Raw genomic sequence first — 16963 nt, 5'->3', positions numbered from 1 at the left:
GAAGATTTTTGATACGTAATTAACTCAATGGCAACCTTGTACTGTGTTTACTAAATTGGTTATAGGTAAAGGTGAAACATAAGGAATTCCTAAACCCAAACCTCGTAATACAAATAAAACACCTATAAAAACAACTACAAACGGAATTGCTTGTTGAATTCTTTTTCGCACTAATCCGTTCGCAAAATTACCTACATAAACAACGATGGTCATTAACGGAATTGTTCCCAATCCGAAAATAAACATATATAAACTTCCAGACAAAGCATTCGTTGTTGCTAGTGCGCCGAAAACAGCCATATACACCAATCCGCAAGGAAGAAATCCGTTTAGAAAACCGATGGTAAAAAAAGTATCATTTCCTTTCTTCTTTAATTCTTTTCCAAGAGCTGATTTAACTTTCATGATAAACCTATTCAGCTGTTTTGAAAAATTATATTTCTGAAAAGCCTTTGGTAAAACAATAGCCAAAACCATTAAAACACCTACTATAATTGAAAGTTGCTGTTGAAATCCGAAGAAATAAAATCCTTTCCCTAAAAAACCAAACAACAAACCAATTAAACTATAGGTGAATAAACGCCCTAAGTGATAACTAAGTATTTGAAAAAACTGTTTTATCTTATTTGTCCTATCAACGGGCAACATAAAAGCAATTGGCCCGCACATACCAATACAATGAAAACTACCTACCAAACCAAATATGATCGCAGATATAAACATTAATAAATTAATTCTTTTTGATACAAATATGTCTTATTTTTATAGTTCCAAGAAACAGTAATGTTCCAACGACCACCTAACAAACGTTTCTCAGGCACGAGCAAATATGTATTAGAAATTGAAATAGGTATTTCAAAATCTAATTGCTTATTAGATGGTCTATATAGGAACACTTTTCCTTTAATATCAGTAGGATTAAATTCTGTTGGAAAATAGATCCTTAAACCTTCCGGTACTCTTTTTACTATAATATTTTCTTTTAAATCTTTTGCATTTTTTGTTGCGTCAATATTTTCTTGAAATTCTAATTCTTTTTGATAATACTTTTCAGTTACCAAATCGTGATTGTAATTTTCACCTGTACTCATTGATATAACGAAATACATTATAAAACTCATAAATGCAATAATTGCAATTACGATACCCGTGCCCCAGTTTAGTTTCATTTTTCTTGTTTTTAACGTCATTGCGAATAAAATGAAGCAATCTGCTAATTTATTAAGAGATTACTTCCTCGTAATGACAAAATTATTATCGATAACTTCTTGGTCCTAAAAAATTAGTTTTAGTGGTTTCTATTAACTTATTACCACTATACACACCTATTTTAAGATTTATCTTTTCTTTTTTCATTTCTGATTGATGTAATTCTATAAACAAAGTTCCTTCTGCTAATCCTTGTTTCGGAACTTCAAAACTTTGATGTGTTACCGTTTCTATTTTTCCCTTATGAGAAAGTAACTTATAACTTACATCATCAATCTGTTTTGTTGTTTTGTTAATTACTTTATAGGTATAAATATTACTGATAATTCCGTTTTCTTTGTGTTGATACAATTGCCCTGGTAATCGTAAAATAGTTGCTTCTACATCATTTCTTAAAAACAACATCCCAATTAAAACGGCTATTAAAATTCCTAAAACGGCAGTATATCCTTTCATTCTAGCGGTAAATTGAAAAGGTGTTTTCTTTTCAATATTTTCTTCGCTTGCAAAACGAATTAACCCTTTTGGTAAACCTACGTTTTCCATCATATGATCACATTCATCTATACAAGCGGTACAGTTTACACATTCTAATTGCGTACCGTTACGAATATCAATTCCTGTAGGGCATACATTTACACATTGAAAGCAATCAATACAATCTCCTTTACCACTTGTTGCTCTGTCTTCTTTTTTATTAAATTTTGCTCTTCCTGTTTCTCCCTCTCCACGCACATGATCATAAGCAACATTAATTGTTTTATTATCTAATAAAACACCTTGCAACCTACCATACGGACAAGCTATAATACATACTTGCTCTCTAAACCACGCAAAAATAAAGTAGAAAACTGCCGTGAATATTAATAAAGAAATTAAAGTGTTTGTATTATCTAACGGATTGCCTGTTACATAATCAATAACCGTATCACCACCTATTAAATAGGCTAAAAACACATTAGCTATTAAAAATGAAATGATAAAAAACAGGAACCATTTTAATAGTCGTTTCTTAATTTTTTCGGCATTCCAAGGTTGTTTTTCCAAACGGATTTGTTTTCCTCTATCTCCATCAATCCAATATTCTATTTTTCTAAAAACCATCTCTAAAAATATGGTTTGCGGACAAATCCATCCACAGAAAATACGTCCGAAAACAACGGTAAATAGAATTACGAAAACAACACCCACAATCATTGAAACCACTAATAAGTGAAAATCTTGTGGCCAAAAAGGAAATCCGAAAATATTAAATTTTCTGTCTATTACATTAAATAATAAAAACTGGTTTCCATTAATTTTAATAAATGGTGCAGCTAATAAAATCAGTAATAAAAAATAACTAACGTACGATCTGTACTTATAAAAACGTCCGCTTGGTTTTTTAGGATATACCCAAGCACGCTTACCTTCATTATTGATGGTACCAATACTATCTCTAAATTGTTCGTTCTTGGGTGTCTCCATTGTTAACTATTAAAACCAAATACTATTATTGTAAACTATCTTTTGCTATTGCTTTAACCTCTTCTGTTACTTGTTGCGACTCGTCTTTATACAAATCACCTTGTGCTGCCTTAGGATTTGCAGGTTTGGTACCTTGCATAGACATTATATAACTTGCTACTTTTTGAATATCTACAGGCTTTAATGTTTTGCCCCAGGCAACCATTCCTTTTCCGTCTCTACCACCATTAGTTATCGTTGCAAAAACGTTTTTAATTCCGCCGCCTAACAACCAATATTCATCGGTTAAATTAGGTCCAATTCCTCCTCCACCATCGCCAATATGACAAGCAGCACAGTTTAAGTTATATACAGCTTTACCTCTTTTTAAATCACTTTCTGATGTTAAAACTGTTACTGTTTCAGCATCGATAACTGCATCTTTTGATGTTGACTTATAAGCTGCTAATTCTCTTTTAGCAACTGCAACAGACTCTGCATATTCCATCTCTTGTGTATAACCATCTAAGACTTCAAACCTTACTAAATATACTACAGCAAAAATTATGGTTCCATAGAACATGTATACCCACCATGGCGGTAAGTTATTATCTAACTCTTTAATTCCGTCATAATTATGATCTAAGATAATTTCTTCTTCTTGCTCTACTGCTTTAGCTTCTGTCCATTTAGTAATTAACTTTCTAGCCCAAGCCCAATGATCTACTTCATCAGGATTTACTCCTGCTTTAATCATAGCAACCTCCTCTATTTTCTTAACACCAGTAATTGTAAGTATTTCTTTAGCGATACAAACAAAACCAAAGGCAATAAGACCTAACCAAACTAAAGGGTTTTCTAAGAAATTATATGGGTTTTCATAAGAGCTTATAGCCTTTGCTAGCACAAAAGGTGTTAAAAATGTAAACAAAAATGAGATTACAGATTGCACTCTTGTGTAATTCTTTGGCATTAACTCATTTGCTTTATTTACAACGGTGTTCGATAAAACCTCTTTTAAAAGCACCACCAAACCAAAACCAATTGCTATAAACCAGACTAACGAATTTTCTAAAAAATTAAAAGGTTCTTCATATGCCTTAAATGCCGCTGCTAAAATAAATGGCATTGAAAAAACAAAAAGAAAAGATACTATTGATTGAATATATTTTTTCATAATATTTTTTTTTAGTCATTTAAAGGCAAATCACTTACCTTACTTATATATTCTTTTTTGGCAGTAAACACCCACCAAAATAACACCATAAAAAAGGTAAAGAATATTGTTAATGAGATCATCGGGTATATTTCTATACCTGTAATGCTCTCCATATGGTTTTTTACGAATTTTAACATAATTTCTAATTTTTACTCGCTTAGTGAATTTTTAATATTTTAACACTTGTTCTTAAATGTTATTTATAATTTATTAGACTATTGTCTACTTAATTGTTTTTGAACATCTTTTACTTTTATATCAGTACCTAATCTTTGTAGGTAAGAAATTAAAGCGACAATTTCACGATCTTTCATTTCTATGAAAACTTGCCCATTTTCGGCTGCATACTTTTTATCTGAAGCATAGTTTTTAGCAAAATCAGGATCTTGATGTAAGTTTTCTTGAATTTTAGCTCCTTGTGCATCCATATTGGTTTGCGCATTTGCTATTTCTTCATCCGAATAAGGAACACCAAGAGAAACCATTGCTTTCATCTTCCCTTCCGTATTACTTTTATCTAATTTATTTCTGACCAACCATTGATATGCTGGCATAATAGAACCCGGTGAGGTGCTTTGTGGATCATACATGTGATTTAAATGCCAACTATCAGAATATTTGCTTCCAATTCTATGTAAATCTGGCCCTGTACGTTTAGACCCCCACAAGAACGGGTGATCGTATACAAATTCCCCTGCTTTAGAATACTCTCCATATCGCTCTACTTCACTTCTAAATGGTCGCACCATTTGAGAGTGACACCCAACACATCCTTCACGAATATAAATATCACGTCCTTCTAATTCTAAAGGTGAATATGGTTTTACACTTGATATGGTTGGTATGTTCGATTTTACTAACAACGTTGGTACAATTTGTACAACACCACCTATTAAAATTGCTATAGTTGCGTAAATGGTTAATTTGATTGGTTTTCTTTCTAACCAAGTATGCCATCCTTCTCCTTTAGTTCTGTTTTTAGACACTTTTGTTAACGGAGCTGCTTCTGCTAAATCATCAGTAACATCGCTACCAGATCTTACAGTTCTTATCATATTGTATAGCATTACAAATGCCCCAACAATAAACATACTACCTCCAATAGCACGCATCCAATACATTGGGATGATTTCAGCCACTGTTTCTAAAAAGTTACCATACGCTAATGTACCGTCTGGATTGAATTGTTTCCACATAGATGCTTGTACAAAACCTGCCACATACATTGGTAATGTATACATGATGATTCCTAAAGTACCAATCCAAAAATGGAAGTTTGCTAAGGCTGTAGAATATAATTTTGTTTTAAATAATCTTGGTACCATCCAGTAAATCATCCCGAAGGTAAAGAAACCGTTCCATGCTAATGCACCTACATGCACGTGTGCAATAATCCAATCACTAAAGTGTGCAATGGCATTTACATTTTTTAAAGATAACATTGGTCCTTCAAAAGTTGCCATACCATAACCGGTAATTGCCACTACAAAGAATTTTAAAACAGGATCTGTACGTACTTTATCCCAAGCTCCACGAAGTGTTAATAATCCATTTATCATTCCACCCCAAGAAGGTGCTAGTAGCATAATTGAAAATGCAACCCCTAAATTTTGTGCCCAAGTTGGTAAAGCGGTATATAATAAATGGTGAGGCCCTGCCCAGATATAAATAAATATTAACGACCAAAAGTGAACGATTGATAATCGATATGAATATACGGGTCTGTTTGCTGCTTTTGGAACAAAGTAATACATCAACCCTAAAAACGGGGTTGTTAAGAAAAATGCTACGGCGTTATGCCCGTACCACCATTGCACCAAGGCATCTTGAACACCTGCGTACACTGAATAACTTTTTAAGAAACTAACAGGTAACGCTAAACTATTAAAGATATGTAATACTGCAACGGTTACAAAGGTTCCTAAGTAAAACCAAATGGCTACATATAAATGGCGTTGTCTTCTTTGTAAGATTGTCCAAATCATGTTTACACCAAAAGCTACCCAAACTAATGCGATTGCAATATCTATAGGCCATTCTAACTCTGCATATTCTTTAGAACTTGTATATCCTAAAGGAAGTGTTATGGCAGCTGCAACAATAATTAATTGCCATCCCCAGAAATTAAAGTTACTTAAAAAATCACTCGCCATACGTGCTTTAAGCAATCGCTGTAACGAATAATAAACTCCTGCGTAAATTGCATTTCCTACAAATGCAAAAATTACCGCATTGGTATGTAGCGGACGTAAACGACCAAAACTTAACCACGAAATTCCGTCTGTAATATTTGGGAATAAAAACATTAATGCCAGTAATAAACCTACTGAGAAACCTACAATTCCCCATAATAGTGTGGCGTAAATGAATTTTTTTACGATCTTATTATCGTAATAAAATTGTTGCATTTCCATAATTTAATTGAATTTAATATCTATTGTTAGTTTTTTTTATTCATTTTCATAAAAACAGTCTAAGACTTTTTTGTTTCATCTTTGACCAATTCGTCATCAAAAAGCATACGAACAGATGGCGTGTACGAATCATCGTACTGCCCATTTTTTACTGAAACAATAAATGCAATAAAAAAAATTAATGCCACTAAAATACTTAGTGTAAGTAGTAAGTAAATAACGCTCATATCTTGCCTGATAATTATACATCAAAGATACTTGTGAAGCTTTTCTTAAAATATGACATTTGTCATGTTTCGTTATTTTTAAAATAAAAAAAACTCGAAGAATTTCTTCGAGTTATATAATTAAATAGTCATTGAAAACAACTTCGTTTCTGGCTTATTTTTATGTAATCTTTTATCGAACGCCATACAAATATTACGCACATATGGTCTTGCTTTTTCAGGAACCTTTAAAATATTTCCTGCTATAGAAACCAAACCGTCTGATTGCATTTCTTGTAATTTTTCTAAAAGGATTTCAATATTCTTCACCTGTAAATGCTCAACATCCCACGAAGTGGAAAAATGACACATAATATTTAAAATATGCTTTCGGATAATTAAATCTTCTTCGGATAAAATATGTCCTCTAAAAACAGGAATTTCTCCTTCGTTTACTATTTTTTGATATTCTTTTACCGTTTTTACATTCTGTGCGAATCCGTACCAAGAATCTGATATTGCCGACATTCCTAAACCAATCATTAATTGTGTTTTATTGGCAGTATACCCCATAAAATTACGGTGCAATGTTTTTTCTTGAGTAGCTCTATATAAACTGTCTGATTTTAGTGCAAAATGATCCATCCCTATTTCTACATAACCCATTTCGGCGAACAGCTCCTTACCTATTTCGTACAGTTTACGCTTCTCTTCATTTTTTGGTAAATCTTGTTCGTTAAACCCTCGTTGACCAACACCTTTTACCCAAGGTACATGTGCATAACTATAAAAAGAAATTCTATCGGGCTGTAATTCTTTCGTTTTATTAATCGTGTGAATTACATTTTCTTTAGTTTGAAATGGTAATCCGAAAATTAAGTCGTGACTAACAGATGCGTAACCTATCTCTCTTGCCCAACGCGTTACTTTCTCCACATTTTCAAAAGGCTGCACTCTATGAATGGCTTTTTGTACTTTCTCATTATAATCTTGTACACCATAACTTACACGTGTAAAGCCAACATCAAACAAGGTTTGTAGTTGTTCTTTTGTCGTATTATTAGGGTGACCTTCAAAACTAAATTCGTAATTCTCATGTCTTTTTGCGTTAACAAATAATCCATCAATAAGTTTTTTTAACTGTTCTTTTGAAAAAAAAGTTGGTGTTCCTCCACCTAAATGAATCTCTTTTATAATAGGTGTTTCATCTACTAAATCAGTATATAAATTCCATTCTTTTAAAACAGTGTCTATATAATCTTCTTCCACTTCATGACGTTTTGTAATGTGTTTATGACAGGCACAAAATGTGCATAAACTTTCGCAAAAAGGTAAATGGATATAAATACTAATTCCTTCTGTAGCGTTACTTTGTACAAATGATTTTTTAAATGTTTCAATCCAGTTTTCTTTCGAAAACGTTTCGTTATCCCAATACGGAACCGTCGGATAACTCGTATATCTTGGACCCGGAATATTATATTTTTGTATAAGTGAATTCATTAATATATACCTTTATCTGAGACTCCTTTTGTAACTAAAGACACTCCCGATGATGTTCCTAAACGAGTTACACCCATAGTAATATATTCTTCAGCAATTTCTTTGTCTCTCACTCCGCCGGCAGCCTTTATTTGCACTTTATCATTCGTAACTTCTTTCATTATTTGAATATCAGTTGTAATTGCTCCGCTTGTTCCGAATCCTGTAGATGTTTTTATAAAATCTGCTCCTGCATTAACCGCTAATTGCGATACCTCTTTAATTTGTCCTTTTGATAAATAACAATTTTCAAAAATCACTTTTAATGTGTTTTTACCAATAGCTTCTTTTATCAATCTAATCTCATTTTCAACATACGCAATTTCGCCATCTAGTAATTTACCTATATTAATAACCATATCAATTTCTGATGCTCCGTTTTCTATACAATTTTGTGCTTCAAAAACTTTTACTTCTGTAGTCATCGCTCCTAAAGGAAATCCGATTACAGCCGCAATTTTCACATTCGTGTTTTGCAACTCTTCTTTTACTAATTTAACATACGATCCGTTTACACAAACTGCATAAAAAGCATGTTCCTTTGCTTCACTACACAATTGAATAATTTCACTTCTTGTTGCTGTTGCTTTTAGTAGTGTATGATCTATATATTTATTTATTTGCATAATTTATATGTTTTTAACTCTCTTTATAGTGTCTAATTTCGATAAAGTTAATCGCACAACACTCTCTTCTACAGCTGTAAGATTATGAATTATTTTTGGTTCTAATGAAATTAAATCACCTGTATTTAATTGTTTTACTTCTCCTTCTAAACCAAAATCAATACAACCTTTTAATACCTGAACAATAATAGCAAATGGCGCCTGATGATCTTTCATTATCTGTCCTTTTTTGAATACTATTCGTATTTCTTTCGAAAAATCAGTATCCAGTAATAATGACACTGCTGGCTTATTTTCATTGAAATTTACCTCTTCTAAAAATGATGCTATCTTCATATATTTTTTATTAAATATCCATTACGGATTTGGTAATTACTATTTTATTTTTCTTCCTAATAAATTTGTTGCAACAGTTGTAAATACCACAATACTAATAGAACTTAAAGGCATTAAAATTGCTGCGATTACAGGTTTTAACTGACCTGTTGTTGCAAAATACAATCCTATTAAATTATAACATAAAGAAAGTATAAAGCTATACTTAATTATTTTAATTGCTTTTTTTGAAACTTTCATATAACTCGCTATTTGATTGAATTTAGAAGCATCTAAAATAGCATCGCAAGCAGGTGAAAACACATTGATATTTTCTGACAATGAAATTCCGACATTACTCTGTGCCAAGGCCCCTGCATCATTAAGTCCGTCACCAATCATAATTACATGCGCTCCTTTATTTTGTAATTCTTCCACATAATGCAATTTATTTGCTGGCTTTTGATTGAATAAAAACGAAGTGTTTTTTGGTAACAACGTTTCTAAATATTTCTTTTCTCCTTCATTATCACCAGAAACAACAGCTAAATTATAGTTAAAATTTAATTCAGAAAACAAATCTCCAACACCGTTTCTATAGGCATTTTTAAAAATATACTTTCCTTTATATTCATCATTCACACGAATATGAACAGAGGTATCTAGATTAATTTGTTCTTCCGTATTTTTCACAAAAGAAGAAGATCCAACTCTTATTTTGGTTTCTTTTGATGTCGCTTCAATCCCTTTTCCAGTAAACTCTTTAAAATTGGTCACAGAAATCATTTCTTCTTTTAAAGAACCGTATAACATTCTACTTAACGGATGGTTTGAAGCTCGCAACGTACTTTTTAATAGTGCTTTTTCTTCGGATGACAACTCAACACCTTTATAATCAATTTCATTTTCTTTACTGGTTGTTAAAGTTCCTGTTTTATCAAAAATTACACTATCAATTGCTGCTAATTGCTCTACCACAGTAGCATTTTTTAAATAAAATTTCTTCTTACCTAAAATACGCAACATGTTTCCTAAAGTAAACGGTGCAGCTAAAGCAATGGCACACGGACACGCTATAATTAACACTGCCGTAAATACATTTAGCGCTTTACTTGCATCAAAATACAACCAAAATGCAGTAGCAATAAATGCGATTAATAATATTGTAATTGTAAAATGCTGACTAATACGATCTGTTAATGTTTTAAAAGACGAATTTTTATCTTTTTTAAACACATCGTTACTCCATAATTGCGTTAAATAACTTTGTGAAACCGACGTTAAAACTTCCATTTCTATAATTCCAGATAATTGTTTTCCACCTGCGAATAATTTATCTCCTGATTTTTTTGATACAGGAATAGCTTCTCCTGTAACAAAACTATAATCAATTTTAGCATCACCGTTTATCAAAATTCCATCTACGGGAATTAATTCTTGATTTCTAATTAGCAGTCTATTTCCTTTTTCAACATCATATATCTGTACATTTTCTTCTTTTCCTTCGGATGAAATCCTTGTAACAGCAATCGGAAAATACGATTTATAATCACGCTCAAAAGACAAGAAATTGTAGGTTTTTTGCTGAAAAAACTTCCCTAATAATAAAAAGAAAACCAATCCTGTTAAAGAGTCAAAGAAACCTGTTCCCAAATCAAAAATAATTTCTGCCGAACTTCGGATAAATAAAACAGCAATACCTAAAGCAATCGGAACATCAATATTTAAAATTTTAGAACGCAACCCTTTATAAGCCGAAATAAAATAATCCTGCGAAGCATAAAAAACTACAGGTAATGAGAATACAAACATTAACCAACGGAAGATTCCTTTATAGTGCTCTAACCAAAAACCTGATACTTCAAAATATTCTGGAAATGATAAAAACATTACATTTCCGAAAGAAAATCCAGCGATGCCTAATTTATAAATCAAGCTTCTATCTACTTTCTTTTTCCCTACTTCATAATCCTCTAAACTAATATAAGGTTCGTAGCCTATAGAGCTTAACAGCACTACAATTTCTTTTAATGAAATGGTTTCAGAATTATACGTGATCCGTACTGTCTTTTTAGGAAAATCAACTTGCGAAGCACTAACATTTCTTTGCAACTTATGTAAATTTTCTAATACCCAAATACACGAACTACAATGTATATGTGGAATATATAAATTTACAACATGTATGTTACCATCATTAAACTCTAATAGTTTATCAACAATAGCTACGTTGTCTAGAAAATCGTATTTTCCTTTAATTTCTTCAGGAATAGCTCCTGGATTGTTTTGAAAATCATAATAACAGGTTAAATCGTTTTCTGAAAAAATTTCAAAAACCGTTTTACATCCATTGCAACAAAAAAACTTTTCTTTTACAGAAATTGTTTTTGTGTCACATTCGTTACCACAATGAAAACATAGTGTGTTTTCCATATTTACTCTTTTGCCTAGTACAAATATCTACTATCGTCAATTATTAAAACATGATATTTATCAGCTTTTAGTTATATTTGAATCTCCTAAACAGACCGCTAACATGAGCAAATGTGAACAATGCATTATTCGTCAATTTAATTCTTTAAAATCTCTTACAAAAGATGAATTAGTTAGAATTGCTGGTTGTAAAACTTCTAAAACAATAAAAAAAGGATCGGTTTTATTTGAAGAAGGGGAACATATAAATGGGGTTTTTTGTATTAAAGACGGCGTTTGTAAAGTCTCTAAAATGAGTGATAACGGTAGAGACCAAATTGTAAATTTGGTTAGAAAAGGAGACATACTTGGTGAACGAAGTTTAATAAACAATGAAGCTTCTAACTTAAAAGCTATTGCTGTAAATGATATGGAAGTTTGTTTTATTCCTAAAGAAGAAATTGTTAGGGATTTAGAAGGAAACCCTAAGTTTACAATGGATATTCTTAAAAACATGGCTTTAACGCTTAAATCAGCTGATAATTTTATTGTTGATATGGCTCAAAAAACTGTTAAACAACGTTTAGCTGCAACATTGCTAAGTCTTGATGATAGATTTGCTAAAAATGAAAACGGAGCTTTAGATATACTTTTATCTAGAGAAGATATTGCTAATATTATTGGTACAGCTACCGAATCGGCAATTCGATTACTTTCTGAATTTAAAAAGAAAAAAATAATAAACTTAAAAGGTAAAGAAGTTTTTATTCTTGATATTCAAGCTTTAAAAGATATTTCTACAGGATTTTAAATTTCTATTTAAAACAAAAAAAACGCCTAATAATAGACGTTTTAAATTTTTAAGCTTCACCGGTTGTTCCTCCAAAATTCATCGGAATAGGCATCTGCTCATAATCTTTTATTTCACCGTGCGCTTGTTCAAATTTTCTAACATTTTCAGCTAAAGCCTTTGTAAGTCTTTTAGCATGTTGTGGTGTTAAAATAATTCTCGATTTTACTTTTGCCTTAGGTACACCTGGCATTATATTAATAAAATCTACTATAAATTCAGATACTGAATGATTAATAATTGCTAGGTTACTATACGTTCCTTCAGCAACATCTTGATCTAATTCAATATTTAATTGTGGATCTTTATTTTCTTCCATAATATAAGTTATAAAAAAAGACCTCTAAAATTTAGAGGCCTTTTGTATTAGAAATTATAAATTTTTCTCCATTTCATCACTAGGTCCAACAATCTGACGATCGTAAGATCTCATTCCTGTTCCTGCTGGTATACGTTTACCAACAATTACATTTTCTTTTAATCCTTCTAAGGTATCTATTTTACCGTTTACTGCGGCTTCGTTTAATACTTTAGTCGTTTCCTGGAATGACGCTGCTGATATAAACGACTTCGTTTGTAACGAAGCTCTAGTAATACCTTGTAATACTTGTTCAGCTGTTGCTGGCTGAGCATCACGAGCGGCTACTAAGTTTTTATCTGCTCTACGTAAAATTGAGTTTTCATCTCTTAATTGACGAGCTGAAACCATTTGACCTGGTTGTAAATTCTCTGAGTCTCCAGCATCTTCAACAACTTTCATTCCGTAGATAGCATCGTTATCTGTAATAAAGTCGTTCTTATGAATTAATTGATTCTCTAAGAATAAAGTATCTCCAGAATCAATAATTCTAACTTTACGCATCATTTGACGAACTACTACTTCGAAATGCTTGTCATTAATTTTCACACCCTGTAAACGATATACTTCTTGAATTTCGTTTACTAAGTATTCTTGTACTGCAGAAGGTCCTTTAATATTTAAAATATCTATAGGAGTTGTTGCTCCGTCAGATAACGGCATACCTGCTTTAATGAAATCGTTTTCTTGAACTAAAATCTGGTTAGATAATTTCACTAAATACTTAGTAATATCTCCTGTTTTAGATTCAATAATAATCTCACGATTACCACGCTTAATTTTACCGAAAGATACTACACCATCAATCTGAGCAATTACTGCTGGATTAGATGGGTTACGTGCTTCAAATAATTCTGTTACCCGTGGTAAACCTCCTGTAATATCCCCTGCTTTACCAGACTTACGTGGAATCTTAACTAATGTATGACCAGACGCTACTTTGTCGCCATCACTAACCATTAAGTGAGCACCTACTGGTAAACTATACGAACGTAAAGCATTACCATCAGCATCTTCAATAATTAATGAAGCAATGATTTTCTTATTTTTAGAATCGATCATTACCTTTTCTTGGAAACCAGTTTGTTCATCAATTTCAACAGAGTAATTAATACCTTGCTCTAAATTGTCAAACTTAACTCTACCATCAAATTCTGATACGATAACTCCGTTAAATGGATCCCATTGACATACTGCATCTCCTTTTTTGATGGTTTTTATATCTTTATTAAAGATAATCGATCCGTAAGGAATAATGTTTGTACTTAATACGATATCAGTCTTTTTATCAATAATTTTAATTTCCGCTGTACGTGATATAACGATTTCAATTTCTTTACCGTCGTTGTCTTTACCACTTACTGTGCGTAAATCTTCAATCTTAACTTTACCATCAAATTTTGCAATTAACTTATTCTCTTCAGAAATGTTTCCTGCAACCCCACCAACGTGGAATGTACGTAATGTTAACTGTGTACCAGGCTCTCCAATAGATTGTGCTGCAATTACACCAACTGCTTCACCTCTTTGAACTTTTTTACCTGTTGATAAAGATTGTCCGTAACATTTTTCACAAATACCTCTTTGAGATTCACATGTTAATGCAGAACGAACTTCTACTTTATCAATTCCTGATGCTTGAATCTTATCAGCTAAATTAGGTGTAATTAATTCACCTGAACCAACTAAAAGATCTTCAGAGTTTGGAGCATAAACATTATGTAATGATGTACGACCTGAAATACGATCACTTAAAGATTCAACGATTTCATCATTTTTCTTTAATGGAGCTACTTCTAACCCTCTTAAAGTACCACAATCAACTTCGTTTACGATTACATCTTGAGATACATCTACTAAACGACGTGTTAAGTATCCTGCATCGGCTGTTTTTAATGCGGTATCGGCTAATCCTTTACGTGCACCGTGTGTTGATATAAAGTATTCAAGAATAGATAATCCTTCCTTAAAGTTAGAAAGAATTGGATTCTCAATAATTTCTCCACCACCAGCTGTCGATTTTTTAGGCTTTGCCATTAATCCACGCATACCTGTTAACTGACGAATTTGCTCTTTAGATCCACGTGCTCCAGAATCTAACATCATAAATACTGAGTTAAATCCTTGTTGGTCTTCACGTAAACGCTTCATAGATAATTCTGTTAATCTATTATTCGTAGATCCCCAAACATCAATTACTTGGTTATAACGTTCTTTTTGTGTTAACATACCCATGTTGTAGTTTCCTACAATTACATCCACTTCTTTATTAGCTTCTGCAATCATGCTATGTTTTTCTTCTGGAATAATGATATCTCCTAATGAGAATGATAAACCTCCTTCAAAGGCATATCTATATCCCATATTTTTAATTTCATCTAAGAAACTTCCTACAGCAGGAATGTTGGTAACTTTTAAAATCCCTCCAATAATTCCTCTTAATGATTTTTTAGTTAAAACCTCATTGATATATCCAGCTGCTTTTGGTACTTTTTCGTTAAATAAAACTCTACCAACTGTTGTTGCTATAATTCTAGTAACGTCTTGCCCATCTACAACATCGTGTGTACGAACTTTAATACCTGCATTTAAGTCTACTTTTTCTTCATTTAAGGCTATAATAACCTCTTCTGGAGAATAGAAAGTTAATCCTTCACCTTTAATAGGCACTTCTGGAGTAGACTTTCTTTCTTTAGTCATGTAATAAAGACCTAATACCATATCCTGAGATGGTACCGTAATAGGTGCACCATTAGCAGGGTTTAAGATATTGTGTGACCCTAACATTAATAACTGTGCTTCTAAAATAGCTTCAGGTCCTAATGGTAAGTGAACTGCCATTTGATCCCCATCAAAATCGGCATTGAAGGCAGAACAAGCAAGTGGATGTAATCTAATTGCTTTTCCTTCAATTAATTTTGGTTGAAATGCTTGTATACCAAGTCTGTGTAATGTAGGTGCACGGTTTAATAAAACTGGATGCCCTTTAATTACATTTTCTAAAATATCCCAAACAACAGGTTCTTTTCTATCTATAATTTTCTTTGCAGATTTTACAGTTTTTACAATACCTCTTTCTATTAACTTACGAATAACAAAAGGTTTGTATAATTCTGCTGCCATATCTTTTGGCAATCCACATTCTGATAATGCTAATTCTGGTCCAACAACAATTACCGAACGTGCAGAATAATCAACACGTTTACCTAATAAGTTTTGACGGAAACGACCTTGTTTACCTTTTAAACTATCAGATAAAGATTTTAATGGTCTGTTAGATTCAGTTTTTACTGCAGATGATTTACGTGTGTTATCAAACAATGAATCTACTGATTCTTGTAACATACGTTTCTCATTACGTAAAATAACCTCTGGTGCTTTAATTTCCATTAATCGCTTTAAACGATTGTTACGGATAATTACACGACGGTATAAATCATTTAAATCTGAAGTAGCAAAACGACCACCATCTAATGGCACTAACGGACGTAATTCTGGTGGTATAACTGGTACCGCCTTCATAATCATCCACTCTGGGTTGTTTTCTCTATTTTTTTGAGAATCTCTAAAAGCTTCTACAACATTTAAACGTTTTAAAGCTTCGTTTTTACGTTGTTTAGAAGTTTCTGTATTTGCTTTGTGACGTAATTCAAATGATAATGATTCTAAATCGATTCTTTCTAATAAATCAATTAAACATTCAGCTCCCATTTTAGCAATAAACTTCGTAGGATCTGTATCATCTAAATACATATTTTCTTGTGGAAGTGTATCTAAAATATCTAAATACTCTTCTTCTGTTAAGAAGTCCATTTTTTGTAATGGCTCTCCGTCAACAGTTTTAGCGTCACCTGGTTGAATTACTACATAACGTTCGTAGTAAATAATCATATCTAACTTCTTTGATGGCAAACCTAAAAGGTATCCCATTTTGTTAGGTAATGATCTAAAATACCAAATGTGAGCTACAGGTACCACTAAATTAATGTGACCTACTCTATCTCTACGTACTTTTTTCTCAGTAACTTCTACTCCACATCGGTCACAAATAATTCCTTTATAACGGATTCGTTTGTATTTACCACATGCACATTCATAATCCTTTACAGGACCGAAGATACGTTCACAGAATAAACCATCTCTTTCTGGTTTATGTGTACGGTAGTTTATAGTTTCTGGTTTTAAAACCTCACCTCTTGAAGCGCCTAAAATAGACTCTGGTGATGCTAAACCAATTGAAATTTTGTTAAACTTTTTAACAGTGTATTTTTCGTTCTTTCTTGCCATAATGAGTAATGGATTCGAATTAAAAATTTGCCTCTAATGAAGCGTATATTTAAAATGATTTATTGGTAGGTAATTAAAA

14 protein-coding genes are annotated in these 16963 nt (G+C 32.1%); 1 reads left to right on the top strand and 13 read right to left on the bottom strand.

Annotated features, from left to right (window positions below):
• Positions 1-24: 24 nt before the first annotated feature.
• The 11 genes from RRF68_RS12490 to RRF68_RS12440 all read right to left on the bottom strand — a co-directional run bounded on the left by RRF68_RS12490 (position 25) and on the right by RRF68_RS12440 (position 11410).
• A complete protein-coding gene (locus tag RRF68_RS12490) occupies positions 25-723 on the bottom strand; it encodes a sulfite exporter TauE/SafE family protein (RefSeq protein WP_315944537.1) in 699 nt (232 codons plus the stop codon).
• Positions 723-1169 (bottom strand): FixH family protein, encoded by a 447-nt coding sequence (locus RRF68_RS12485; protein ID WP_315944536.1) that lies wholly within the window; start codon positions 1167-1169, stop codon positions 723-725. The genes RRF68_RS12490 and RRF68_RS12485 overlap by 1 nt, the downstream gene beginning before the upstream one ends.
• Before the next feature lie 85 nt (positions 1170-1254).
• A complete protein-coding gene (gene ccoG, locus RRF68_RS12480) occupies positions 1255-2676 on the bottom strand; it encodes a cytochrome c oxidase accessory protein CcoG (protein WP_315944535.1) in 1422 nt (473 codons plus the stop codon).
• Positions 2677-2701: 25 nt separating this feature from the next.
• A complete protein-coding gene (locus RRF68_RS12475; RefSeq protein ID WP_315944534.1) occupies positions 2702-3832 on the bottom strand; it encodes a cbb3-type cytochrome c oxidase N-terminal domain-containing protein in 1131 nt (376 codons plus the stop codon).
• 11 nt (positions 3833-3843) lie between these two features.
• On the bottom strand, positions 3844-4011 hold the full coding sequence (locus RRF68_RS12470; protein WP_081411167.1) for a cytochrome C oxidase subunit IV: 168 nt from the start codon (positions 4009-4011) through the stop codon (positions 3844-3846).
• A 78-nt stretch (positions 4012-4089) separates the two neighbouring features.
• Positions 4090-6288, bottom strand: coding sequence for a cytochrome-c oxidase, cbb3-type subunit I (gene ccoN / locus RRF68_RS12465; RefSeq protein ID WP_315944533.1), 2199 nt, complete (start codon positions 6286-6288; stop codon positions 4090-4092).
• Positions 6289-6347: 59 nt separating this feature from the next.
• Positions 6348-6515, bottom strand: a complete 168-nt coding sequence (ccoS, locus tag RRF68_RS12460; protein ID WP_218773106.1) for a cbb3-type cytochrome oxidase assembly protein CcoS — start codon at positions 6513-6515, stop codon at positions 6348-6350.
• A gap of 120 nt (positions 6516-6635) precedes the next feature.
• Positions 6636-7997 carry an oxygen-independent coproporphyrinogen III oxidase gene (gene hemN, locus RRF68_RS12455; RefSeq protein WP_315944532.1) on the bottom strand — a complete coding sequence of 454 codons (1362 nt, stop codon included), beginning with the start codon at positions 7995-7997 and terminating at the stop codon, positions 6636-6638.
• Complete coding sequence (deoC, locus tag RRF68_RS12450) at positions 7997-8662, bottom strand: deoxyribose-phosphate aldolase (RefSeq protein ID WP_315944531.1); 666 nt, start codon at positions 8660-8662, stop codon at positions 7997-7999. Before deoC ends, hemN begins: the two co-directional genes overlap by 1 nt.
• A gap of 3 nt (positions 8663-8665) precedes the next feature.
• Positions 8666-8998 (bottom strand): AraC family ligand binding domain-containing protein, encoded by a 333-nt coding sequence (locus tag RRF68_RS12445; RefSeq protein WP_315944530.1) that lies wholly within the window; start codon positions 8996-8998, stop codon positions 8666-8668.
• Positions 8999-9037: 39 nt separating this feature from the next.
• Positions 9038-11410 (bottom strand): heavy metal translocating P-type ATPase, encoded by a 2373-nt coding sequence (locus RRF68_RS12440; RefSeq protein WP_315944529.1) that lies wholly within the window; start codon positions 11408-11410, stop codon positions 9038-9040.
• 103 nt (positions 11411-11513) lie between these two features.
• On the opposite strand from RRF68_RS12440, the gene RRF68_RS12435 reads away from it, so the two are divergent.
• Positions 11514-12200 carry a Crp/Fnr family transcriptional regulator gene (locus RRF68_RS12435; protein WP_315944528.1) on the top strand — a complete coding sequence of 229 codons (687 nt, stop codon included), beginning with the start codon at positions 11514-11516 and terminating at the stop codon, positions 12198-12200.
• Between the two features lie 49 nt (positions 12201-12249).
• Here the strand turns inward: RRF68_RS12435 and RRF68_RS12430 are convergent, their stop codons facing one another.
• Complete coding sequence (locus RRF68_RS12430; protein WP_315944527.1) at positions 12250-12558, bottom strand: DUF3467 domain-containing protein; 309 nt, start codon at positions 12556-12558, stop codon at positions 12250-12252.
• A gap of 54 nt (positions 12559-12612) precedes the next feature.
• Positions 12613-16884 carry a DNA-directed RNA polymerase subunit beta' gene (gene rpoC, locus RRF68_RS12425; RefSeq protein ID WP_315944526.1) on the bottom strand — a complete coding sequence of 1424 codons (4272 nt, stop codon included), beginning with the start codon at positions 16882-16884 and terminating at the stop codon, positions 12613-12615.
• Positions 16885-16963: the final 79 nt, after the last annotated feature.

It is taken from the genome of Tenacibaculum sp. HL-MS23 (genome assembly GCF_032463465.1).
GTDB lineage: Bacteria > Bacteroidota > Bacteroidia > Flavobacteriales > Flavobacteriaceae > Polaribacter > Polaribacter bernardetii.
The sequence above is the reverse complement of the archived record's forward strand: the minus strand, read 5'-3'. Positions and strand labels throughout refer to the sequence as shown.